This window comes from Myroides sp. DW712, assembly GCF_046557355.1.
In the GTDB taxonomy this organism is placed as follows: Bacteria; Bacteroidota; Bacteroidia; order Flavobacteriales; family Flavobacteriaceae; genus Flavobacterium.
This window is the reverse complement of sequence record NZ_JBKFDO010000006.1, coordinates 182540-206251: the sequence shown is the minus strand read 5'-3', so window position 1 is coordinate 206251 and position 23712 is coordinate 182540. Positions and strand designations below refer to the sequence as shown.

General features: G+C 38.0%; 20 protein-coding genes. 14 read left to right on the top strand and 6 right to left on the bottom strand.

Annotation, left to right across the window (positions count from 1 at the left end):
- Together ACLJX0_RS07045 and ACLJX0_RS07040 are read right to left on the bottom strand one after the other, a co-directional pair.
- Positions 1 to 1258 (bottom strand): DUF4280 domain-containing protein (locus tag ACLJX0_RS07045; RefSeq protein WP_410879417.1); only part of this gene is annotated, 1258 nt, incomplete at its 3' end.
- A 22-nt stretch (positions 1259 to 1280) separates the two neighbouring features.
- Positions 1281 to 3218: a type VI secretion system Vgr family protein gene (locus ACLJX0_RS07040; protein WP_410879416.1), complete on the bottom strand. Its 1938-nt coding sequence runs from the start codon at positions 3216 to 3218 to the stop codon at positions 1281 to 1283.
- Positions 3219 to 3510: 292 nt separating this feature from the next.
- Between ACLJX0_RS07040 and ACLJX0_RS07035 the strand changes: the two genes are divergently transcribed.
- The 4 genes from ACLJX0_RS07035 (at position 3511) to ACLJX0_RS07020 (ending at position 7008) form a co-directional block, all read left to right on the top strand.
- Positions 3511 to 4131 carry an SCO family protein gene (locus tag ACLJX0_RS07035; RefSeq protein ID WP_410879415.1) on the top strand — a complete coding sequence of 207 codons (621 nt, stop codon included), beginning with the start codon at positions 3511 to 3513 and terminating at the stop codon, positions 4129 to 4131.
- A gap of 2 nt (positions 4132 to 4133) precedes the next feature.
- Positions 4134 to 4511 carry a hypothetical protein gene (locus ACLJX0_RS07030; RefSeq protein ID WP_410879414.1) on the top strand — a complete coding sequence of 126 codons (378 nt, stop codon included), beginning with the start codon at positions 4134 to 4136 and terminating at the stop codon, positions 4509 to 4511.
- Between the two features lie 95 nt (positions 4512 to 4606).
- The gene (locus tag ACLJX0_RS07025; RefSeq protein WP_410879413.1) at positions 4607 to 5473 is read left to right on the top strand and encodes a helix-turn-helix domain-containing protein; all 867 of its coding nucleotides are present in this window, start codon (positions 4607 to 4609) and stop codon (positions 5471 to 5473) included.
- A 113-nt stretch (positions 5474 to 5586) separates the two neighbouring features.
- Positions 5587 to 7008 carry a DUF3887 domain-containing protein gene (locus tag ACLJX0_RS07020; protein ID WP_410879412.1) on the top strand — a complete coding sequence of 474 codons (1422 nt, stop codon included), beginning with the start codon at positions 5587 to 5589 and terminating at the stop codon, positions 7006 to 7008.
- An 87-nt stretch (positions 7009 to 7095) separates the two neighbouring features.
- Here ACLJX0_RS07020 and ACLJX0_RS07015 read toward each other — a convergent pair whose 3' ends face one another.
- Entirely contained in the window at positions 7096 to 7830 is a 735-nt protein-coding gene (locus tag ACLJX0_RS07015) for a hypothetical protein (RefSeq protein WP_410879411.1), read from the bottom strand.
- 512 nt (positions 7831 to 8342) lie between these two features.
- Between ACLJX0_RS07015 and ACLJX0_RS07010 the strand changes: the two genes are divergently transcribed.
- Both ACLJX0_RS07010 and ACLJX0_RS07005 read left to right on the top strand, forming a co-directional pair.
- Positions 8343 to 8828: a hypothetical protein gene (locus ACLJX0_RS07010; RefSeq protein WP_410879410.1), complete on the top strand. Its 486-nt coding sequence runs from the start codon at positions 8343 to 8345 to the stop codon at positions 8826 to 8828.
- 128 nt (positions 8829 to 8956) lie between these two features.
- Complete coding sequence (locus ACLJX0_RS07005) at positions 8957 to 9739, top strand: hypothetical protein (RefSeq protein WP_410879409.1); 783 nt, start codon at positions 8957 to 8959, stop codon at positions 9737 to 9739.
- Between the two features lie 348 nt (positions 9740 to 10087).
- On the opposite strand, the gene ACLJX0_RS07000 is transcribed toward ACLJX0_RS07005, so the two are convergent.
- Complete coding sequence (locus ACLJX0_RS07000) at positions 10088 to 10192, bottom strand: 30S ribosomal protein THX (protein WP_410879408.1); 105 nt, start codon at positions 10190 to 10192, stop codon at positions 10088 to 10090.
- A 255-nt stretch (positions 10193 to 10447) separates the two neighbouring features.
- Here ACLJX0_RS07000 and ACLJX0_RS06995 point away from each other — a divergent pair, with 255 nt between their 5' ends.
- The 7 genes from ACLJX0_RS06995 (at position 10448) to ACLJX0_RS06965 (ending at position 20320) form a co-directional block, all read left to right on the top strand.
- Positions 10448 to 12433: a thiamine pyrophosphate-dependent enzyme gene (locus ACLJX0_RS06995; protein WP_410879407.1), complete on the top strand. Its 1986-nt coding sequence runs from the start codon at positions 10448 to 10450 to the stop codon at positions 12431 to 12433.
- Positions 12434 to 12459: 26 nt separating this feature from the next.
- Positions 12460 to 13413 carry a phosphoribosylaminoimidazolesuccinocarboxamide synthase gene (locus ACLJX0_RS06990; RefSeq protein ID WP_410879406.1) on the top strand — a complete coding sequence of 318 codons (954 nt, stop codon included), beginning with the start codon at positions 12460 to 12462 and terminating at the stop codon, positions 13411 to 13413.
- Between the two features lie 12 nt (positions 13414 to 13425).
- Positions 13426 to 14061, top strand: a complete 636-nt coding sequence (locus ACLJX0_RS06985) for a nitroreductase family protein (RefSeq protein ID WP_410879405.1) — start codon at positions 13426 to 13428, stop codon at positions 14059 to 14061.
- A gap of 236 nt (positions 14062 to 14297) precedes the next feature.
- Entirely contained in the window at positions 14298 to 16703 is a 2406-nt protein-coding gene (locus ACLJX0_RS06980; protein WP_410879404.1) for a thiamine pyrophosphate-dependent enzyme, read from the top strand.
- A 233-nt stretch (positions 16704 to 16936) separates the two neighbouring features.
- On the top strand, positions 16937 to 18202 hold the full coding sequence (locus ACLJX0_RS06975) for an aminotransferase class I/II-fold pyridoxal phosphate-dependent enzyme (RefSeq protein ID WP_410879403.1): 1266 nt from the start codon (positions 16937 to 16939) through the stop codon (positions 18200 to 18202).
- A gap of 613 nt (positions 18203 to 18815) precedes the next feature.
- A complete protein-coding gene (locus ACLJX0_RS06970) occupies positions 18816 to 19304 on the top strand; it encodes a hypothetical protein (protein WP_410879402.1) in 489 nt (162 codons plus the stop codon).
- A 248-nt stretch (positions 19305 to 19552) separates the two neighbouring features.
- Positions 19553 to 20320: a hypothetical protein gene (locus tag ACLJX0_RS06965; RefSeq protein WP_410879401.1), complete on the top strand. Its 768-nt coding sequence runs from the start codon at positions 19553 to 19555 to the stop codon at positions 20318 to 20320.
- A 199-nt stretch (positions 20321 to 20519) separates the two neighbouring features.
- Here ACLJX0_RS06965 and punC read toward each other — a convergent pair whose 3' ends face one another.
- Both punC and ACLJX0_RS06955 read right to left on the bottom strand, forming a co-directional pair.
- Positions 20520 to 21704 carry a purine nucleoside transporter PunC gene (gene punC / locus ACLJX0_RS06960; protein WP_410879400.1) on the bottom strand — a complete coding sequence of 395 codons (1185 nt, stop codon included), beginning with the start codon at positions 21702 to 21704 and terminating at the stop codon, positions 20520 to 20522.
- 121 nt (positions 21705 to 21825) lie between these two features.
- On the bottom strand, positions 21826 to 22917 hold the full coding sequence (locus ACLJX0_RS06955; RefSeq protein WP_410879399.1) for a M42 family metallopeptidase: 1092 nt from the start codon (positions 22915 to 22917) through the stop codon (positions 21826 to 21828).
- A gap of 79 nt (positions 22918 to 22996) precedes the next feature.
- Here ACLJX0_RS06955 and ACLJX0_RS06950 point away from each other — a divergent pair, with 79 nt between their 5' ends.
- Positions 22997 to 23692, top strand: a complete 696-nt coding sequence (locus tag ACLJX0_RS06950) for a DUF4294 domain-containing protein (RefSeq protein WP_410879398.1) — start codon at positions 22997 to 22999, stop codon at positions 23690 to 23692.
- The last annotated feature ends 20 nt before the right edge of the window (positions 23693 to 23712 follow it).

The following is a 23712-nucleotide window of genomic DNA, read 5'->3' as shown; positions in this document are numbered from 1 at the left end:
TTTCCACAGCAGGTGAAATCGAAAGTATGGCATTGTCATGCACTTGAAAAGAAACAAGAGCTATCCCTTGAATCGGGCGATGATCTTCCAACACTTCTACTTGGTAGGTATTGGCATTGACAGAAGGGAATACGGCCTGTAAACAACAGCCTTTCTGTTGAAAAGGATGTGCTCCTGTAGCGGTGAAAATCATCGCCGTTTGATGCGATTGACAGCCTTTTGTACCCCGTACAACAAAGCGCAAGCGCTTTAGTTGGGTGGGAGGCACTTTAACCGTGCTGTGCAAGGTAATTACCACCGAATCACCTACCACCCAAATCAACTTAGGCGGTTGATTGATCGTTAAACTGGTAAAAGATAGCGTGTCAACCACTTCAATGGCGTAGTAAAACCCGCTGTAGTACGTCTTGGTGACCTGATCCTTAGGCGTTCGAGCCGCGGAAATTAAGTAAAGCCCCATTTGGGAGGGTTCCCAACTAAAGGCTCTATGCGTGGTGGGATGTGCCTGATACGATGTGGTTTCAGGCGTCGTTTCCAAGTGGATGGTTTGACCAGTTTGGGCTTTTTCTTTCGTTGTTTCATCTGCACATAACTCGGTGACACTCCAGCTGATGTAGTGCTGGTCTTCTCCAATAGGTGTCGTGGCTCTAAACAGGAATTCATCCCCTAAAAGCAGGCGTAAAGCACGTGGATTTTCTTCGCTCATCTCTCCCCAATACAGCAAATCCAAATTGACGAGCTGGAGCGTATTGACATTGGAAACATAAGTAAGAGCTTGAGAAGCTGCTGCTTCATTCACCTCTTCTGTTGATTCAACCCAAACAGTTGTAGCTTCTGCCTGCTGAATTGGTTCTTCTGCTTTATCCATATCCTCTTCCACCGTGACAACCTGACCGTGGTCGTGAATCGAAATGGTACCGCCTAGTACACATTGAAGTGTACCACTTTCGGTGAGGATATCGCGAGTGCCAATAGAGGGAAAATGAGCGTTGTCTTCCACCTTCCAAAAACCAAGCGGCTGGTACACACAGCTTTTGTCGTAGCCTTTTTTGTACTTACAGGTTTTGAAAGGCGCTATCCCTTCGACAAATTGAGTGTCTTCTATAGTTGCGATCAACTTATCGACCGCATTAGCGTAGTACTTGGTATGTGTAGTAATCTGCAATGCAGCAAACAATGTTGGATTTCCCGTACAGTTACAGGTCGCACCAGAACAGACGATAAACTCGGAACTAGGTAGGGAGGATTGCTTTTTCATGCGCTGTAATGGAATTGCTTTTTTATAGTAACTTGACTCTCTTATTGCTAATTGTTTCTATCTCCTTATTGGATAGAAATTTAAAATTGTCGGTAGTAGCTTCCATCTGTCCAATTTCACAGGTCAGTTGATAGTGTTGGGTTTGATACGTGGCAGTATAAACGATGGATGTCGCGCTATCTCTAGCGGTTACAGTATAGTGTTTCCCAGCCTTGATATCTACGTTTTCTTGCGCCTCTAGAAAGAAATGTTGTTGCGCAAAGGCGTGAATGTTTTGACTCGCTTGTAAATGAATATTCTTAGCGCTAAAAATCAAATTTTCTGGCGCTGTCAGTAAGATGTCTTTGGCTTTCGTATCAAGGGTAAAATGATTGCCTGCAGCATCAAATAATTCAATGGATTCCTCTTCTGTAAATTGAAGCGTATGACCGCTGCGGGTGCGTATACTTTTGATTTGGTTTTCTTGGCCACCGCCAGTTCCCTTTGATCCATTGAATAAGCTACCCAAGACAAAAGGTCGATCGGGGTGATTGCCTATAAAGCTCACCATGACCTGATCTCCTTCTTCGGGAATAAAGACCATCCCTCGATTGGTAGGGACTTGTTGGCTACTACCTGCGTGATGGCTCAGTAGTTGAATAAATGGTGTACACTGATTCTTGTGTTGCCAATCCAATTGCACTTGAACGCGTCCTTTACCTTGGGGATCCTTATTGCTGATGACAATGCCTAGTTGCTGTTCAGCCACTACTGGTTTGGCTTTGGCTTGTGGAAGGTACTCCGTTTGTGCATCAACCGCCTGAAATTGACCTTGGTACTGCCCCAAGGCATCTACTTGATGGTGAATCTCCGTGATGAGTAAGGTGGTAAAATAACGCCCTGTCTTTTTATCTGGTTGGAGCATCTGTATTTCTACCCTACAACCAGGGTATAAAAAGGGAATCGTCGTACTTCCTGTAGTGACAAAGACGTGAATTCCTTCTCGACCAATAAGCCCTTTTTGGGCGTATTCTACCTCTTGATGTGTCTGGGCATTTACGGGGGCTTGCTGTAGGGAAGGAGCAGTAAATGTTTGTTCGGATTGCCTATAGGATGATTGAGCTAAGCTACCCTTGAGGTTTAATCGCGTATCACCACTAGCATAGAGTTTCTCATCATTTGCACTGTTGTAATCATACAAAAGGCGCTGAACATGACGGGCTTGTAGGTGAATTTCTAGCTGACTTACATCTCGTCCATAACGCAATACAATAGGGCTCTCCCCAGAGGGAATCTTGCCAAAGTGAAGTATTTCTCCATCGTAAAAAAAATGCTCTCCTTGTGCATCTGCTAAACGCATGAGGAAATTATAGGAGGTTTCATTGTATTGACAGCTGTAAGCTAATCGCCTAGGACGAGTCAGTTGAATGCTAGATTTGTACCGCGCTTGTTGATGGTAGCTTTGATCAAGTAGTTGTTGAACAATGAGCTGTAAAGGCTCCGGACTTTGGCCGCCAAAGCTCTGTAGATTGGGTGCTTGGTCTAGGAGTATAGTTGGGCTATACCCTTTGAGAATGAGATACCCCTGACTCCCGTGTGCTTGTTCAAAAGAAACAGTTGTGATTACTCCTGTAAAATGACGTTCAGGTTTATCTTCTTTGTTTTTATAGCGTATAGCAACCAAAAGGCGTTTGCCTACTAGTTTTTGAGATTCTTCCATTTCGTAGGTTTCCTTTCCCCTCAAACAATCATGGCTAAAAGAAGCGGTAAACTCGTGATGCGTTTGGGAACTCTGTTTGAGTTCAAAATCGCGATAGTGTAGTAGTGGTTGTCCTTCAACAACAAAGCTAAGGTCAACCAAATGGTTGATTCCTGATATATACTGTTGCGTTATAGCAAGTGCATTGTTTGGAACAGACGAATCAAAATAAGACTCTTCGACAGGAAGATTAGAGGTGTCACGTTGTGAAAAATTAGACATACTTTCTTTTTTTGTTGGTTTGGAAATAGGGATGAGACCGCATAATCATGTGATTATTTTGACTTGAATCTCAGTTGCAATTTAATGGATTGTAATTACATTTTAATTAAATATTTTTGTATTATTTCAAATAATATGTATTAAAATATATGATTTTGTAATTATTATTTATAAAAACAAACATAAAGTAGGACTAATGTTCTCTTTTTATTATTGAATAATTTGAATTTCAAAGCATCTTAATCTATCATATAGGTATGGCGTTGCCCGTATTTTTTGTATTTTTGTCCGCATGAAGCGCCTTCTCCTTTTTTTTGTTGTTTCTTTTTGTTTGGCCTGTTCCCAAAAAACGGAGCAGTTACCTTATTTAGGTCATCCTACAATAGAAACAGCACCAAATGGAGCGTCAAAAGAAAAACAGTATCAGATTCCTTCTTTTTCCTTGATTAATCAGGATAGTTTAGTCGTGTCAAACGAAACGTTAGCAGGAAAAATTTACATTGCCGATTTTATTTTTCTACAATGTCCAACGATTTGTCCGAAGATGAATGTAGAAATGAAAAGAGTCTATGATCAATATCAAACAGAAGAAAGTGTTGTGTTTGTTTCACATACGATTGATCCAAAAAATGATTCGATTCCTGTGTTAAAAGCCTATAGTGAATCACTAGGTGTAAAGACACCTAAATGGCAGTTTTTACATGGGGAGGAAACAACAATACATCAATTGGCACAAGGATACTTTATGCAAGCCTATCAGGAGAATAAAGCACCTGGAGGGTATGCACATAGTGGTGGTTTTTTGTTGATTGATGGTAAACAGCACATTCGCGGTGTCTACGACGGAACGAGTACCACAGATGTTAATCGATTAATTCAGGATATAAACCTCTTATTGAAGGAACAGATATAGAAATGAAAAAACAGCTTTTACTGCTCTTATTGCTTTCTTTTATCTACCAAAATACCTCGAGTTTTTGGATCCTAACCTCATTTTATATCAATCAAACCTACATTGCCGAGAATATTTGCATCAATCGTTTTGATGCGATTCCCATGTGTTATGGAAGTTGTTACCTCCAAAGTGAGCTATCTGAAGATTCAGATAAAAAGATGGATTTTCCCTTGTTGAAAACCAAAGAAATACAACCTTTATTTAGTCAATCTTGGGCTTATGAATACGAGATTGTGCCTCGTATTCCCTTAGAAAATATACCGTATCCAAGTTATGTCAATCCCTTGGAAATTATTCCTTTTGTATCTGCTGTTTTTCAACCTCCCGAACGGGCGTAAGGCCTTGAAATACATTGTCTTTGATAGCTAATACTCGAGTGTGTTTGACTATGGTGAAGACAGGGGGAATGAAGTTTAACTAAAAAAACAGCAAGATGCAAGCGATAAAAGTACCCGTTTGCACAATTGGCTTATTTAATACTGCGCATGATCTTTGGATGGATGATCTCGACGGATTAGTACAAAAGTATCCCGTATTATCCACCCCTCATACCAATGCTTTTTACTTGATTTTATGTATCGAGAAAGGAGATGGGGAGCTCGTTGTAGACCAAAATAAGATGCGCCTTGCGTCAAAGCAAGTATGGATTGTTAAGCCCAATTGTATCAACACCATTCATTTAGAAGAAGGAACAACTGGAACAATAATCGGTTTTACCACAGAATTCTTCTCGTTGCGTTATAATACGAACGTTTTACACCAATTTTCCTATTTAAATGAGGGAAATCAAACCGTTTTTTACTTGCCTCAGGATAAAGTAAAAAGCCTAAAATTCTTAGTAGGACAGATGTTGGATGAATTCCGAATGAAGCAAAAAGCATCTCAAAAGGTATTGCGTTCCTATTTGAATATTTTGCTCATTGAATTCGACCGACTACATATTCCCCTACAAGTGGTCAATATACACAATGCGGTTCATGAAAAAATACAGAAGTACCAAGCCCTGATAGAACAGCATTTTAAGACTCATAAGATGCCCTCAGACTATGCAGATATGTTGCATATCAGCACCAATTACCTCAATAAAATTTGCCGAAATAGACTCGGTCAAACCTCGGGGAATTTAATTAAGCAACATATTATATTGGAGGCAAAACGCTTGTTGAGCTATACGACAGATTCAATTAGTGAAATTGCCAATGAATTGGGATTTGAACATGCGTCTTATTTTGTGACTATTTTTAAAAAGGCAACGAGTCAGACCCCAGAACAATATCGAAAAAGTCAATGGATTTCTTAAGGCACGAAGATAGAGTAGTAAAAAAGAGAACATGAAAAAAGCTTTCATTTTGTTAAATGTATCAAGGATTCATTTCGAAATGAGTACCTTTAGTTTTTATAAAGTAAAAAAATATGATGATTAAGCGTTTGCTATTGCTTTTTTGTTTTTTCGGGAGTTTACTAGGTGTACAAGCACAAGATCGTGTCGATCAAGTAATGGAAATCTTTGTAGAGGATTACAATACTAGTAACTACGATAAATTTTACCATCGTTTTTCAGAATCGTTACAAAGCCGGGTGCCTTTTAATACCGTAGAGGCCTTTTTTGATGAGATGAAGCAAAATTTGGGATCGATTGTAAAAATGGAATATTATGGTGTAAACGACGATCAGACGCCCTTGTTTAAGACACAATTTGAAAAAGATACCGCTATCGTCAATTTTGCCTTTGACGAAGAAGCCAATATTGTGGGATTTCGAATCCTAGATTATGTCAATCAGGATGATTTACGCCAAGGCTTAGCAGAAAAAACACTGGAAGATATTATTTTAGATAATGCCTCTTTTTTACCAGAGCAAGGAGAACTCGCCTTGGCTATCATCAAAGATAATCAGGTACATTACTATGGTTTGAAAAAGAAATCCAGTGTGCTTCGAGATGTAGATAACAAAAGGGGGTTATTTGCTTTGGGAACGTTTACCTCCATTTTTACCAATACGATGTTAGCACAGGCGGATGTAGAAGGAAAAGTAAAGCTTTGGGAGGAGATTAATACCTTTTATCCCCAACCCTTTAAAGATACGCTCTCCTTTTCGTTTTCATCCTTGGCTAATGGTAGCGCGATGTTGCCTTTCTTTCCTAAAATTACTTTAGTTCGGGACGATTTAGTTTCAAAGAAGAATAACAAAAGAAACAAAGGCTTACCCTTTGGAAATGCCTCTATAGCAAATTATTTAGCGAATGATATTGAACTAGATACCTTAAAGGTCAGAGGGCGTTTTTCTATTTTTGGCAGTAGTGTGTTAGGTGATGCTTTGTCTCGTGTCTATCAAAAACCTTATGCGGAATTGTTTCAAACGAAAATCATTAATCGCTATCAACTGTCCTCTACCTATTTAATAAAGCCCAAGCGTGTCAAAGTAGTGGGTTCCTTTGGTAAAGTTGATTTAGGCTTAAATAACAAAGCCAATTATATGGATATCTTTCTACCTTCTACCCAAGGGTATTCAACCGTAGAGGATTTGACAACCTATATTCAGTCGTATTTTGATCCGCAATATCCCGAATTGACCTTGATGCAAAAACCGACCTATATGATTACGCCTGATGATTGGATTAGTCTGGGCTGGCGATTGAATTTCTTTGGTCCACAAGAGTCCTTGTATTTTCATAGGGGAATTGATGTTGCTTACTCTAATTTCATCAGTTTTAGCCCAGAGCGAAAAGAAGGGATAATCGTACTGGCGAATAGTTCTTCAGATGATATGATGCAACTGGTGGAAAACTTGAGCTTTCAGCTCTGGTCCAAACTAGTCTTAGAAGATAAAGAATAAATAAAAGAGGATAACAACGAAACGTTATCCTCTTTTGTTTTTTTTGCGAAGAAGGTGAAGGAGCGCATGCTTCTCGATTTTATTTTGTTAGTCAACTCCATTGTCAATATAGACAATACAGCTGGGATGAAAATCTTTGCTGTTTATGCTTATTTTCTTGTGTCTGTTTATTGCCTTAAAATAAGTTAGTTCAGCAACCATAAAAGTAAAAGTAGCTGTTGAAGGCAGGGATGTTTCCCAAATTTGTTCAGCTACCTTTTCGTTTTTGGTGAAGCGAATGGAAAATGTCTCTGTGGGGGTATTAATACCTAAAGGAAAGGCGAGAGGTATCAAGGTGAATTCTAGCTGAGCTTCTGAAGGATGCGCGGGAAAAATAAAGGAATCAGAAGCTTGAAAAGCGTCGAGTTGCAACACTGTTTTATTGTTCCCTACGGTTTTTGCCAGAAGGGGTAAGGTGCAGAAGGTGGCAAACGGACTGTTTGCATTTAAATCAAAGCCAACGAGTCCTTGTAAGGATGTGTTGAGAAATGTGCGTTGATCTATAGGAATCTGCGTGTTTTTGTTGAATAATTTTAGCATTGTAGCCGTCAAGCGACGAGAAAAGTTAGGATCGTGATTTTTGTATAGAACTTCACCAATCGCCAATCGAATCGTTTTGCAGTGTCTCGAAACATACCCAAAGGCAGTTGCTGCTTTTTTGGTATTTGCCGTTTGTTTTGGTTTGACCCCTCTGCTTTGGACAATGTTAACCCCATGCAGCACACGTGTACTTACAGCACCGATGATGCCTCTCATATTTCCTTTTGAATCTACTTTCGCCATTGTTTTCATTTTTATTTTAGTAATAGGATGCTTTCTTGTATAAGTCAGTAGAGTGAAACGTTTGTGTATCCATAGTGTGTCTATAAAAAAATGGAGTTTTACTGGACTTACTATGGACGCACTATGGAGTCACTATGGAGTCATCCCCTAGCAAACAAGAAGAAATGAGGATACATTCCGTTTTCCTTAAATTTTGATCAGTAAATTACAATTTATATTCCTTGTTTTTTAAGGCGATACTTGGAATAGTTGAAAAATATACGAAATATTGTTTATTTTTAGCTAATGAGAATTCACCCCAATAAAATGGGATATGAATTGAATTTTATTTGTATAAAAAACAATTATTTTACATAAAATTAAGGGGATTGGAGAATGGTACGTGGTTCATAGTAAGCAGTAATAGGACGAGAATGGACGAGGTTTACTAAAAATCCACCACTCCTTTTTTTATTTTTTGCTTGGTTTGAGAGAGCATTAGACAGCGTCATATATGACTAATAAGAAGCAGAATGAAACGAGTTAAAATTATTTTATTTGTGGGAGGTATAGCCGTATTGCTATTCATCGGTTATGCATGGATGTACAGCGCCTTAACGCATAATGCATTCCGAAAACGCGTTAAGATTCTCGAAAAGGAGAAAGTTTTTATACAAAAAATAGAAGAAGAATGTGATTGTAAACTACTATATGGATATGAAGAGTTAGTGGAAGATCCCGACTTTTTTAGTTTAGATAATAAATTCTATATGGAGTTGCGCAGCTATAATGAAGATGATAATTGGTGTAGGCGCGATTCTACTTTCATTAAACAGAAAGCTATTATGTTGATTAAGGATTTTATTTCTGTATCCGAATATACACACTTATTCAAGGATATAACATTGGTATTCAATGTATATAAAAACATTGGGACGGATGAAATACTCATTCAAAATGTATGTGAAAAACGCCTGGAGTATAATATAGAGCGAAATGAAATAAAATATGTGGAATAAAAAAATACAACTGTCTTGTTTTTTCTTTTTATTAGGGAGGAAAACGTCTAAGCATAAACAAAGCTTGATGAGCTTGAAGAAGATTTAGATCGGCTTGATGTCAGAAAATAAATAATAGCACAAAAAATATGAGTATTATAAAACCTTATCTTCTATTTCTAGCCCTTCTATTTTTAACGTTTATTGTAGCCCTTAAATTAAAAAAGAATAAAGCAGAAGGAGCAAAGTACTCGGCAAGACCTGTGTATATTACGATGGGAATAGTAGCATTTTATTATGTGAGTAAGTTTTTCTTGGGTTGGAGGCTTACTAATTGGTATGCAGAAGCTTTCTTGTTTCTAGGTGTACTTGTTGTTTTAGATTACTATATTCTTGTCAAAGAACGCTATGCGCGTAAACTCACACTATTTTATTTTATTGCCAGAACGTTTAGTTTTTTAGGACCTGTCCTATTCATTTTTGCCACTTATTCTTTTGCATTACTAACCTTTGGTTGGGGGTTTGGAATGATGATTTTTGCATTTCCAATAGATACTAGTCAAGGAGAACAATGGCTATGTAAAAACTTATATATTTATGAAAATGATCGGGTAAGTATAGGAGGGGGATTGGTGTTTAAGAAAAAAATCTTGTTTTTGGAAAAAGATGTCGTCCGGATTAAGGGAGGCTATTGGTCAAATTATGGAATTAATCAACCATCCAATGTGCCTTCAACAGGCTATGTTAGAAGAGAGAGTCAAGATACAATCTATATTTTGCCCCATCAAGCAAGTCGAGCGTATCGATCAGACCATTATTTCTGCATAACCGTCTTAGCGGATAATAAGGTTAAAATTGAACAGATAGGACCAGGAATGTATGGTTCACCAAACAGGACAAGAGTCATAGAAACGCATGAAATTCAATTGTAATCCCTCCTTTTTAGGTGTTTAGATGTTATATAATCAAGGGATTAGGTGTATGGGTAGACTTCTATCGACAAAACCCGATTGCGCGGATTTGTAATCCGTGCGTTAGATTACACTTAATGTATTATTTCAGTTCGGCTCGTAATTATGTAGTTTAGAGTATGAGATTGAAGTTGAGGTATTGTTTATGGGGTAGATGAAGACACGGATTGTAAATCCGCGCCATCGGAAAATGGTGAACTCTAATTTGATACTTTAGCTGATAAAGAGCCGGAATTATAAAATTAAAAAGACTTAAAAAAATCAAGCGGATGTCTTTTTTAAAAACATCCGCTTGATTCTATGTGTTACTTATGCTTTAGAAGAAGCAGGTTTGCTAACCTTTCTCGGTCTTTTTCTACCGTACGATTTATTTACTATTTTACCTCTTCTTGTTTTTAAATCTCCTTTTCCCATAATAAAAAATTAAAGTTTAACATTGAATTCCCAAGATACAAATTTTCTTGTAAAGAAGCAGCCTCATAGGGATAAAACTTTACTAATCAGGTTTTTTGTCCATGCAAAAGGGAAGAGAAAGAAAGGAAGGAAAGAAGTTTTTATCCTAGTGAGAGAAGAATTGAAAATACCCACAATTTTTGGTGCAAAATGTTGTGTAAATTAGTTTGTAGAGTTGCTATTTAAGCTTTATTTTAGTGCCCTTTAAAACCAATTATGAAACATATAGATTATAACCGAAAAGACCTTTCTGATCAGACCTTAGTTGATCTGTATAAAAGGCTATTAAAACCAAGAATGATAGAAGAAAAGATGCTTATTTTGATCCGTCAAGGAAAAGTGTCGAAATGGTTTTCTGGAATTGGGCAAGAGGCAATATCTGTGGGTATTGTAGCTGCTTTAGAGAACGATGAGTATGTGTTGCCAATGCACCGTAATCTAAGTGTTTTTACCTCTAGAGATATTCCGTTGTACCGTTTGTTTTCACAATGGCAAGGAAAAGGAGAAGGTTTTACAAAAGGAAGAGATCGTTCGTTCCACTTTGGAACACAAGAATTCAATATTGTAGGGATGATTTCGCATTTAGGTCCACAATTAGGTGTGGCCGATGGAATTGCCTTAGCGCATAAATTGCGTAACGAAAAGAAAATTACCGCTGTATTTACAGGAGAAGGCGCTACTTCTGAAGGGGATTTCCACGAAGCATTAAACGTAGCTTCGGTATGGGATTTACCCGTGCTTTTTGTGATTGAGAATAACGGATACGGATTATCTACTCCGACCAATGAGCAATACCGTTGTGAGCACCTAGCTGATCGCGGGATTGGATATGGGATGGAAAGCCATATCATCGATGGAAATGACATTTTAGAAGTATATACGAGAATCAACGAATTAGCGCAGTCGATGCGTGAAAATCCGCGTCCAATCTTGGTGGAGTTCTTAACCTTTAGAAGAAGAGGACACGAAGAGGCGAGTGGGACCAAATACGTTCCACAAGAGTTAATGGATGAATGGGAGAAAAAAGATCCTGTTGAAAATTACCGCGCCTACCTGAAAGAAATCGGTGTGTTGACAGAAGCCATGGATGAAGAAATCAGAGCGGCATTTAAAAAAGAAATTGATACAGATTGGAAGCGCACCCAAGAAGAGGAGCCTATTCAAGCTAGCTTAGAAACAGAGTTGAACGATATGTATGCGCCTTTTACGTATGAACACGTAGAACCAAGTGGTGAAATGAAAAACATTCGCTTAATTGATGCTATTTCGGAAGGATTGAAACAATCGTTCGAGAAACACCCTGAGTTAATCATCATGGGGCAAGATATTGCGGAGTATGGCGGTGCCTTTAAGGTAACGGATGGTTTCGTTGAGCAATTTGGCAAAGGACGTATTCGCAATACACCTATTTGTGAGAGCTCTATCGTTTCGGCTGCTATGGGGTATTCAATTAATGGAGGAAAAGCGATTATGGAAATGCAATTTGCTGATTTCGTATCAACAGGTTTCAATCCAATCGTTAACTATTTAGCAAAAGTACATTACCGTTGGAATGAAAAAGCGGATGTAGTCGTGCGTATGCCATGTGGTGGGGGAACACAAGCTGGTCCATTCCACTCACAAACGAACGAAGCTTGGTTTACTAAAACACCCGGATTAAAAGTGGTTTATCCTGCTTTTCCAATCGATGCGAAAGGATTGATGAACACAGCAATTAACGATCCAAACCCTGTTATTTTCTTTGAGCACAAACAATTGTATCGTAGTATCTATCAAGATGTGCCAAGTAATTACTACACCATTCCATTTGGGCAGGCGGCTCTTGTAAAAGAAGGAGCTGATGTGACGATTATTTCGTTTGGAGCAGGAGTACATTGGGCGTTGGAAACATTGGAAAAACACCCGGAAATCCAAGCGGATTTAATCGATTTACGTACGTTACAACCCTTGGATGAAGAAACTATCTTCAAATCCGTAAAGAAAACAAATAAAGTTATAATTTTGCAAGAGGACTCCTTATTTGGAGGAATTGCAAGTGACCTATCAGCAATGATCATGGAAAACTGTTTTGAGTACTTGGATGCGCCAGTAAAACGCGTAGCGAGTATTGAAACAGCTATCCCATTTGTGAAAGCTTTAGAAGATCAATATTTACCAAAAGGTAGATTTGAGGCCGCGCTACTAGATCTATTAGCGTACTAAATAGAAGAACTACACAACCGATATATATGAGTAACACAATCACACAAACTAATTTTAGATTTCCAAATCAAAAAAGTGTGTACCACGGCAAAGTAAGAGAAGTTTATACCATTTCGGACCAAGTTTTAATCATGGTTGCAACGGATCGCTTGTCTGCTTTTGACGTGATTATGCCCAAGGGGATTCCTTACAAAGGACAAATATTGAATCAAATTGCAACGCGATTCATGCAGTTGACAGAAGACATCGTGCCGAATTGGCTGATTGCGAGTCCTGATCCCAATGTTGCAGTAGGGCATATTTGCGAACCTTTTAAAGTGGAAATGGTTATCCGTGGATATTTAGCGGGACATGCCGCTAGAGAATACAAAGAAGGAAAACGAGTATTATGTGGTGTTACCTTGCCCGATGGATTGAAAGAGAACGATCGTTTGCCAGAACCTATTATTACTCCTTCAACCAAGGAAGAATTAGGCCTGCACGATGAAGATATTTCCAGAGAAGATATTTTGGCTCGTGGTATTGTTTCAGAAGAGGATTATTTGATTCTAGAAGCCTATACACGAGCGTTATATCAAAGAGGAAGCGAAATTGCCGCGAAAAGAGGACTGATTTTGGTGGATACCAAGTATGAATTCGGCAAAACGAAAGAAGGGAAGATTGTGTTGATTGACGAAATTCACACGCCAGATTCTTCTCGTTATTTCTATGCAGAAGGATACGAAGAGCGTCAGGCTAAAGAAGAGCCTCAAAAGCAATTGTCTAAAGAATTTGTGCGCCAATGGTTAATTAGCCAGGGCTTTCAAGGAAAAGAAGGACAGCAAGTTCCAGAAATGTCGGACGAGTATATCCAAACGATTTCGGAGCGCTATATCGAATTGTATGAACACATTTTAGGAGAGCCCTTTGTGAAAGCGGATGTTTCGGCTATCAATCAGCGTATTGAAAGCAACGTCTTGGCTTTTTTGTCTAATATGTAAAAAAGGATTATCATGAAATTACTCGACCATTTACAGTGGCGTTATGCCACAAAACGCTATAATAGTACAGTAAAGTTAGCAGATGAGCAAGTGATGCAGATCGTAGAGGCTGCTCGATTAGCACCAACTTCATCTGGATTACAGCCGTTTGAAATGATTTTGGTTAAAAATCAAGACGTCAAAGAACAGTTGTTTCCGATTGCTATGAATCAAATGCAAATCAAAGAGTGTTCACATGTATTGATTTTTGCGGCTTGGGATAGCTATACAGATCAACGATTGGATGCGGTTTTTGACAATATGGAAGCGATTCGAGCGTTGCCAAAAGGAGAAATGAATGATTTTAAAAATAGCATCAAAGCTAATTTTGCAGGTCAAACTCCAGAACAACAATTCCAACATGCCGCGAGACAGGCCTATATCGCTTTTGGTATGGCGATTGCAGCAGCAGCAGAATTGAAAATAGATGCTTCCCCCATGGAAGGGTTTCACAACGATCAGTTGGACGCTTTCTTAGGCTTGGATAAAAAAGGATTAAAGAGCGTAACGATCTTAGCGTTGGGAGAAAGAGATCACGAAAATGATTGGTTAATGCCCATGAAAAAAGTGAGATTTCCATTAGCCTCTATGCTGACGGTAATTGAATAAGATAAAAAAAGCCCTTGTTTGTGTGAACAAGGGCTTTTTTATTGAATGGATGTTGAGGATTTACTAATCAAAAGCTTTTTTTTAAGATATGATTTTTAAATTCTCATTTTTTTTGCTCTTTTTGTTAGTAAAGTTTAAAAAAATAGTGTGCTAATTCACAATAATCCTTGGGATTATATTAGCTTTTTTGGTTGGATTATTTTATATTCGTATCCTGTAAAATATTAGATTACGCGATGAGTCAAAATAAAAAAAACACAGCACTTTCTTTTGAAGATTTTAAGAAAGAGGTTATTCAAGATTATACAATTGCAAAGATCAGTAGAGAATGTAGTTTACTAGGTCGTCGTGAAGTTTTAACAGGAAAAGCGAAGTTTGGGATATTTGGAGATGGAAAAGAAGTACCACAATTAGCCATGGCTAAAGCTTTTCAGAATGGAGATTTCAGATCGGGCTATTACCGTGATCAGACTTTCATGATGGCAATTGGTCAGTTAAATATCCAACAGTTTTTTGCTGGTTTATTCGGTGATGCCAATATTGAAAATGACCCAATGTCTGGTGGACGTCAAATGGGAGGTCATTTTGCTACACACAGTTTGGATGAAAATGGAAACTGGAAGAAATTAACAGAGCAAAAGAATTCAAGTGGAGATATTTCTCCAACTGCTGGGCAAATGCCTCGTTTACTTGGGCTAGCACAAGCATCTAAATACTATAGAGCCATTCCTGAAGCAGATCAAAACCAACAATTTTCAATCAGTGGAAATGAGGTGGCTTGGGGAACTATCGGGAACGCTTCAACTTCAGAAGGTTTGTTCTTCGAAACCATCAATGCAGCAGGGGTACTACAAGTGCCAATGGTGATGAGTGTTTGGGATGATCAATACGGAATTTCGGTACACGCCAAATACCAAACAACCAAAGAAAATATTTCAGAAATTTTAAAAGGATTCCAACGCGATGAGCACGGAAATGGTTATGAAATTTTACGTGTAAAAGGATGGGATTACCCTGCTTTGGTTGAAACATACACAAAAGCGGCGCAAATCGCTAGAGAAGAGCACGTGCCGGTATTGATTCACGTACAAGAATTAACACAACCACAAGGGCATTCTACATCAGGATCACATGAACGCTACAAAAGCAAAGAGCGCTTAGCTTGGGAAGCAGAGCAAGATTGTATTTTGCAAATGAGAAATTGGATGATTGAAGCCAATATTGCAACAGCAGAAGAGCTGGATGTTTTAGATAAAGACTTGAAAAAGCAAGTATTAGACGGCAAGAAAGAAGCGTGGAGAAACTACCTAGACCCAATTATTGCAGAGAAAAATGAGTTGGTTGCTGTTTTACAACAAGTAGCTGCTCAAAGTCCAAATAAAGTGTTTATTGAAAAGTATAGCGCTGATTTACAGGAGATAAAAGAACCTATTCGCCGTGATGTATTAGTGACAGCACGTAAAGTATTGCGTTTGATTATTCAAGAAAGTAGCAAGGCTATTTTGATTCAATTCATCGAGAAATACTATGCAACCGTACAGCCAAAGTACAGCTCTCATTTATTCTCTAGTTCGGATCAAAAAGCACAAAATATTCAAGAAGTAGCGCCTACATATGATGAAAATGCAGAAGAAGTAGACGCGCGTATTATCTTGAGAGACAACTTCGATTATATCTTAGAAAACCACAAAAACGTAACTGTTTTTGGAGAGGATTCAGGAAATATCGGAGACGTAAACCAAGGGTTAGAAGGATTACAAGAAAAACACGGCGAAGCACGTGTGACAGATACAGGAATTCGCGAAGCGACAATCTTAGGTCAAGGAATTGGTATGGCAATGCGTGGGTTACGCCCTATTGCTGAAATCCAATACTTGGACTATTTATTGTATGCGATTCAAATCATGAGTGATGATTTAGCTACGCTACAATACCGAACAGTAGGTCGTCAAAAAGCACCGCTTATTGTGCGTACACGTGGGCACCGTTTGGAGGGAATTTGGCACTCTGGATCACCAATGGGAATGATCATCAATGCCATCCGTGGCATGCACGTTTTAGTGCCTAGAGATATGACGAAAGCGGCTGGTTTTTACAATACCTTATTGGAAAGTGACGAACCTGCCTTGTTGATTGAGTGTTTGAACGGATACCGTCTGAAAGAAAAGATGCCAAACAATATAGGACAGTTTAAAACGCCAATTGGAGTAGTGGAAACCATCAAAGAAGGTAGTGATTTGACTATTGTATCGTATGGTTCTACGTTGCGTATCATTGAGCAAGCAGCAAAAGAATTGTTGGAAGTAGGTATTGATGTGGAAATTATTGATGCACAATCCTTATTGCCATTTGATATCCAACACGATGTAGTGAAGAGTTTAGCGAAGACAAATCGACTATTAGTAGTGGATGAAGATGTACCAGGTGGAGCATCAGCTTATCTATTGCAGCAAATTTTAGAAGTGCAAAAAGGGTACCGTCATTTAGATAGCGAGCCTCAAACGTTAACTTCAAAAGAGCACAGACCAGCATACAGTACGGATGGGGACTATTTTAGTAAGCCTTCAGCTGAGGATGTATTTGAAAAAGTATATGACCTAATGCATGAAGTAAATCCAGCAAAGTTTCCTAAACTGTATTAAAAATAACGTAAAAACCTCTCATTTTGAGAGGTTTTTATCTATTTGATAATTTTAATTTATAAATTGTGTGTTTCTAAACTATTTTTTTACTTTGTATATTGTAAAATTCTTGTAGTTTTAAAGAAAATAGGAGTATTAAATAATCTATAATTGCGTAAATTCTCTTTAATTTATTATGAAAGCATACAAAATATGAGTAATTTTGCATTTGTTTTTTTAAACATAGTTATATTATGGTAAATGATTTATTTGACAGAATACAAAAGAATAAAGGACCTTTAGGGAAATGGGCTTCCCAAGCAGAAGGATATTATGTTTTCCCTAAACTTGAAGGACCTTTGTCTAACCGTATGATGTTTCATGGAAAAGAAGTAATCAATTGGAGTATCAATGATTATTTAGGGTTGTCAAATCATCCAGAAGTACGAAAAGTAGACGCAGAGGCAGCTGCTGAATACGGTGCGGCTTACCCAATGGGAGCACGTATGATGTCAGGGCACACGTCGGTACACGAACAACTTCAAGATGAGTTAGCTGCTTTTGTACAAAAAGAAGCGGCTTATTTACTAAACTTCGGTTACCAAGGAATGGTGTCTATCATTGATGCTTTAGTAACCAAGAATGACGTAATTGTTTATGATGTGGACTCACATGCGTGTATTATTGATGGTGTGCGTTTACATATGGGGAAACGCTTTACCTATAAACACAACGACATCGAGAGTTTTGAGAAAAACTTAGAGCGTGCAACTAAAATGGCTGAAACAACAGGTGGAGGAATTTTAGTGATCACAGAAGGGGTGTTTGGTATGCGTGGGCAACAAGGAAAATTGAAAGAAATCGTTGCGTTAAAAGAAAAATATAACTTTAGATTACTAGTAGATGATGCGCATGGTTTCGGTACTTTAGGTGCGACAGGAGCAGGAGCAGGAGAAGAGCAAGGTTGTCAAGATGGTATTGATGTGTACTTCTCTACCTTTGCAAAATCAATGGCTAGTATCGGAGCATTCGTTGCGGCAGATAAAGATATTATTGATTATTTAAAATACAACTTACGTTCTCAAATGTTCGCGAAATCATTGCCAATGATTTTCACAAAAGGAGCATTGAAGCGTTTGGATTTATTGCGTACACAACCCGAACTGAAAGCGAAGTTATGGGAGAATGTGAACGCTTTGCAAAATGGATTAAAAGACAGAGGATTTAATATTGGTGATACTAACACTTGTGTTACTCCTGTCTACTTGGAAGGAAGTATTCCAGAAGCAATGGTGATGGTAAATGATTTACGTGAAAATTACAATATTTTCTTATCCATTGTGGTATATCCAGTAATTCCTAAAGGAATTATCTTATTGAGAATGATTCCTACAGCAACACATACCATGGAAGATATTAAGGAAACACTTTCAGCTTACGAAGCGATCCGCGAAAAGCTTGAAAATGGAACGTATAAGCGTATTGCTGCTGAAACTACGGTAGATGTATCCAATGCCTAATAAATAAAAAAAACTCGAAACTTAGGTTTCGAGTTTTTTTTGCTTTTTTGACAAAACTAAATACTTCTCACCAACCTCACCAACCTCACCAACCCTCACCAACCTCACCCAACCTCACCAAACCCTCACCAAAACCTCACCAACCTCACCAAACCCTCACCAACCTCACCAAAACCTCACTCAACCTCACCAACCTCACCAACTCTCACCAACTCTCACCAAACCCTCACCAACCCCTCACCAAAACCTCACCAACCCTCACCAAAACCTCACCAAAACCTCACCAAAACCTCACCAAAACCTCACCAAAACCTCACCAACCCTCACCAACCTCACCAACCCCTCACCAAAACCTCACCAAACCCTCACCAACCTCACCAACTCTCACCAAACCCTCACCAACCTCACCCAACCCACTAAATTTTTACTTTTATTAATATATTTAAATAGATTTAAACGGTGTTCAAATAAAATATATGATATAAAATCGTTTAAAAATTAATTTTAACTATATTTGTTAACATAATTGTATGGGTTTTAATTAAAAATAAAGAAAAATAAAATTAGATATACGTTTTGGGTGGTTCCAAGCGTTAGATTGAGAAAGAAAGTGATGAGAAGGATAGCATATATCGTACTAGCAAGTTTAAGTTTGACTTTGGTGCAGTGCAAACAAGAGCGAAAAGAAGGAAGTCAAGGAAATATTGTAAAGCAAGAGGAAATCAAGCTGTATAAAGTTAGTACAATACCGTATGAAACAAATGAAGGATATTCATTAAAGAAACAAGAACCTAAGCAAGGGGTGCGTCATGTAAAAATCACAAATGAAGCACAATTTGCCACGCTGTTTAATCCGAGTCAAGAACGAGTAGAGTCAAAAGGGATAGATTTTTCCAAGTCGTTTGTTTTGGCTTTGGTCGGGATTCCCAGTACCTTAGAAACTGCGTTTTCCATTGTTAGTTTGAAAGAAAAAGAAGATTTTATTGAACTAACCTATTGCTTACAAGAAGAAGAGAAGGAATTGGCGCAAGCGGTTTATCCCTATGCTATTCTGGTGGTAGATAAGAAATACAACAAAGACATTCGCTTTTTGATTGAATAATTTTTACGATAAAAAAACACAATAAATAATAAATAAAAGGATAAAAAAAGACTGAGTTCAAATGAACGCAGTCTTTTTTTGTTCGTATTGTTTTAAATTTTCATCTTTTTAACTGATTGATTGATATATGATTATGTGAGTTAAAAGAAAAATAAAAGTAGGTCTGGTGTTGTTTTTGATGGGGTATAATTGTTTGGTACTATTTATTCAACTGGGCAAAAGTTTTTTTTCATTTAAATCAAAAAATTATGAGTAAATTTTTATTTTTTTTAAGCTTGTCTTTTGTTTTTCTTTCATGTGAATCAGAAGATAGAAAGTTAGATTTTGATATCAATCAAAATTATGAAACTTTAGGTAAAGGTTTTTGGAATACTGCATTTGTTGATGCCGCAGGCGCTTTAGGAGGTGCGGGTTCTGTTGCTAGTGTTGCTGGATGGCTTGGATGGACGCCTGCAGCTCCAGTAGCTGCAGGAGCGGTTTTATTAGGTGCAGCTATTGGTGGAGCTGGGGCTTCAATTGCCTATGCAGGTAGTTATGAGGTTCCTTTAGAAAATGATTATTTATTTAGTCAATCTATGATTGTAAATGATAATTATGTCGATAAAATAGGTGCTATTCACAATCAAATTGTGATAGACTATAAGGAGAAGTATGCTTACTATAATGAAGAAGCTTACTTTGATTTTTTTGAATTAAATAAGGAGCAGTATGGTTTTACTGCGCCTCTCTCAATTTCTGTTAAAGTTAAAAGAGATATTGAAAAGTTTAAATCAGCAACTCATTCAGAGGTTATTGAATATACACTTGAAATGTTGCCAAAAGAAATTAATCAAAAAATGTATATTGAGTTTTTTAAAAACATAGTGTCTTTTTCTGTTAAGGAAGATGCTGTTTGTTATATTAAGCAATTTGAGAGTAGGGAACTTATTAAAAAAGAATATAGTGATGAAACAAAATTGCTTTTAGGGATTTATTTTTCTACAATGAGGTATTCTTTATTTTTGTGGAATGAATAAAATTAGTGTTTTTGTAGTTGGAGGGATGCTTATATTGATTTTAGTTTATGCATTTTTAACGAGTCAATATAATCCGCTATTTTTATTGTTAGTAGGGCCAGGTTTAGTTGCAATTAGCAAAAGAACAAAGAAGAAATAAGTACAAACACAACGGGTCTTTCGCTAGAGAAAGACCCGTTTATTGTAAGAATACGATAGGTTAATTTGTTTTCTTAGTCCAAGTAAAAGCCCAAAAGGCTAGTGGAATGGTTCCTACCATGACCAAAGCCGTTGAAAATAACGCATCTTTGGAAAATAAGGATACAATAGCACTGGCAATGAAACACATTCCCAATTGAATGGTATTTTGCAAAGCAGCCGCTTTTCCAGAGTTTTCAGGATAGAGCTTTAAGGCTTCTGCTACGACAATTGGGTAACAAGCTCCATTTGCTAAGGCCATAAAACAGAACGGAATCAACAAGCTTGTCAGTGTTGGTATGGTAAAGATCGCTAAGGCGGCAGTTGCTATAATCGCTAATCCAAACAAGGAAATAAAGTATGCTACTAATTTAGTACCATTAACCTTTGGAGCTAGGGTGCGGTATCCGAACCCACCAATTAAGAACGCAATGGTTTGGGGCACAAAACTAAAACCAATTTCTGCTTCACTATAGCCCATTTCCTTTAGAAAGAAAGGCGACCCTGTTAACCAGGCAAAGAAAGCGGCTGAACAAAAAGCGTAAATCATCACATTCCCTACATAAGCCTTGGATTGTAATATTATCCAGTAGGATAGGGGTTTTGCTTGTGGTATCGCTTCGGTTTCACTAGACTTCGCAGTTTTTCTGTCGTGTAATGTAAAAGTGTATACCATCAACAGGACAGCAATAACCGCTAACGTAATAAAAATAGAACGCCAACCGAAGTGTTCTAATAAGTAAACCCCTAACAGAGGCGCTAGAGCAGGAGATAAGGCTACTAGAGGCATAATAGTTGCAAACACGCGATTGGTTTGCTCTTTAGGATAGCGCTCAATCACTAAGGCTTGCCAACTCACTGCGGCCGCACAAACACCAATGGCTTGAACCAAACGCAAAATCAAGAAAGCCGTAACATTAGCCGTAAAAAAGATAGCAAGAGAAGATAGGGTAAAAATACTCAATCCCATTACTATGGTTTTAGGCTTACCAACTTTATCCGAAATTGGGCCCCATAAGAGTTGCGCAATGGCATAACCCGCAAGGAATAGACTCAACGTTGCACTGATATTGCTCTTGGTGGTGTCTAAATCTATACGCATTTGCTCAAACGCAGGCAAATACATATCAGTTGCTAAAAATCCAATGATACTTAAACCTGCAAGGTAAACTAAGAAGAAAAAATTATTTTTATTTTGCTTTGGCATATAATTAAAAATTTAAGAATCTGCGAAAGTACGGTTTTTTGTGGATTTGGTGAGGGTTTGGTGTGGTATATAAGATAATTATTCTTTGTATATGATTTAATCAAAAACCCAAAGTCCCTCTCTACTTAAAATACGAAAACGTTTCGCCGTTTTCAATTTGTAGCAACGTATGGTAAATCAATTGAATCGTATATTCAACATCTTGTCTGTGAATCATTTCTACTGTAGTGTGCATATAGCGCAAGGGAAGCGAAATAAGAGCTGATGCTACTCCGCCATTGCTGTAGGCAAAAGCATCAGTATCCGTTCCTGTTATACGCGATAAAGCATTGCGTTGAAAAGGAATTTGGTTTTGATCTGCGGTTTGTTCAATTAAAGCGCGTAAATTGTTCTGTACCGCTGGTGCATAGGCAATTACAGGCCCTTTTCCAATGGTATTGTCCCCTTCGATGTTCTTGTCTACCATAGGGGTATTCGAATCGTGACATACATCCGTTACAATAGCGACATTGGGTTTGATGGTTTGCGTAATCATTTCGGCTCCACGTAAGCCCACCTCTTCCTGAACGGCATTGACAATATAGAGACCAAAAGGCAGTTCTTTTTTATTTTCTTTTAAGAGACGCGCTACTTCCGCAATCATGAATCCACCAATGCGGTTATCTAGCGCTCTACATACCCAGCGTTTGTTGTTTAATACTGTAAAGGTATCTGGATAGGTAATCACACAACCAATGTGAATTCCCAAATTCAGTACCTCTTGTTTGCTGTCGCAACCCACATCAATAAAGTTGGTTTCGATTTTTGGCGCTTCTTCTTTTCCTGCTCTGTTTCGAATGTGAATGGCAGGCCAGCCAAAGACCCCCTCAACAATTCCTTTGGGAGTGTGGATGTTTACGCGTTTGGATGGGGCAATCATATGATCACTACCTCCATTGCGCACAACATGGATAAACCCATCCTCTGTAATGTGCTTCACATACCAGGAAATCTCATCGGCATGCCCTTCAATTACTACTTTATAGGGCGCTTCTGGATTAATTACCCCCACAGCATTGCCATACGTATCGGTGATAAAAGTATCAACGTAAGGTTCGAGATAATTCATCCAAAGTTTTTGTCCCCCATGTTCATGTCCGGTTGGAGAAGCATTGTTTAAATAGGTTTCTAAAAAATGCAGGGAGTCCTGATTTAATATTGTATTTTTATTCATGATTATTTTTTACACGAATGTACTGATTCGCTTGGAAATACTCAATCTAATTCTTTACATTTGGTTATATTTTTAACACATGAAAAAGCCATATCTCTACTTTATCGTTTTCCTTAGTATGGTCAGTGCTCAGGCGCAGGAGGTGGAATTAAAACCCGTGCCTAGTTTAGTGCCGATGATTGAAATAGAAGATGATACGTTAAAGTATAGTATTCCAGAGATTTACATTGGTTCGAATGCCAAGGAAGATCAGTATCGTCAGGAGATGAATATCTTGCGCAATCGCATTCGTAGAGTGTACCCCTATGCCCGTGCTACAGCGGAGAATCTAGTTATTCTCAATGAAAACCTAGAAAAACTAGAGACAAATAAACAGAAGCGACAGTATATCAAGCGTTCCCAAAAATATTTAGAGAGTCAGTTTAAAGATAAATTAAAGAAGCTATCTCGAAAGGATGGGAAAATCTTGTTGAAGCTCATTCATCGTGAGACAGGAGAGACTACCTTCAAGCTTATCAAAGAGTTTAGAAGTGGTTGGACTGCTTTTTGGTCGAATACAACCGCTAAGACGTTTAGTTTAGATCTGAAGTCAGAATACCATCCTGATAGTGATTTACAAGATTTTTATATTGAAACCCAACTGCAATTCTTATTTTACACCTACCAAGTAGAAAGAAGCAATGGAAAGCAGGAGATTAACTTCAATGCATTGAGAAAAATGTGGGAAATAAAGATTTCGGACGAGGAGTTTTTTCCACTGGAATTAAGGGAATAGTTTTGGCTTTCTAAAAATTA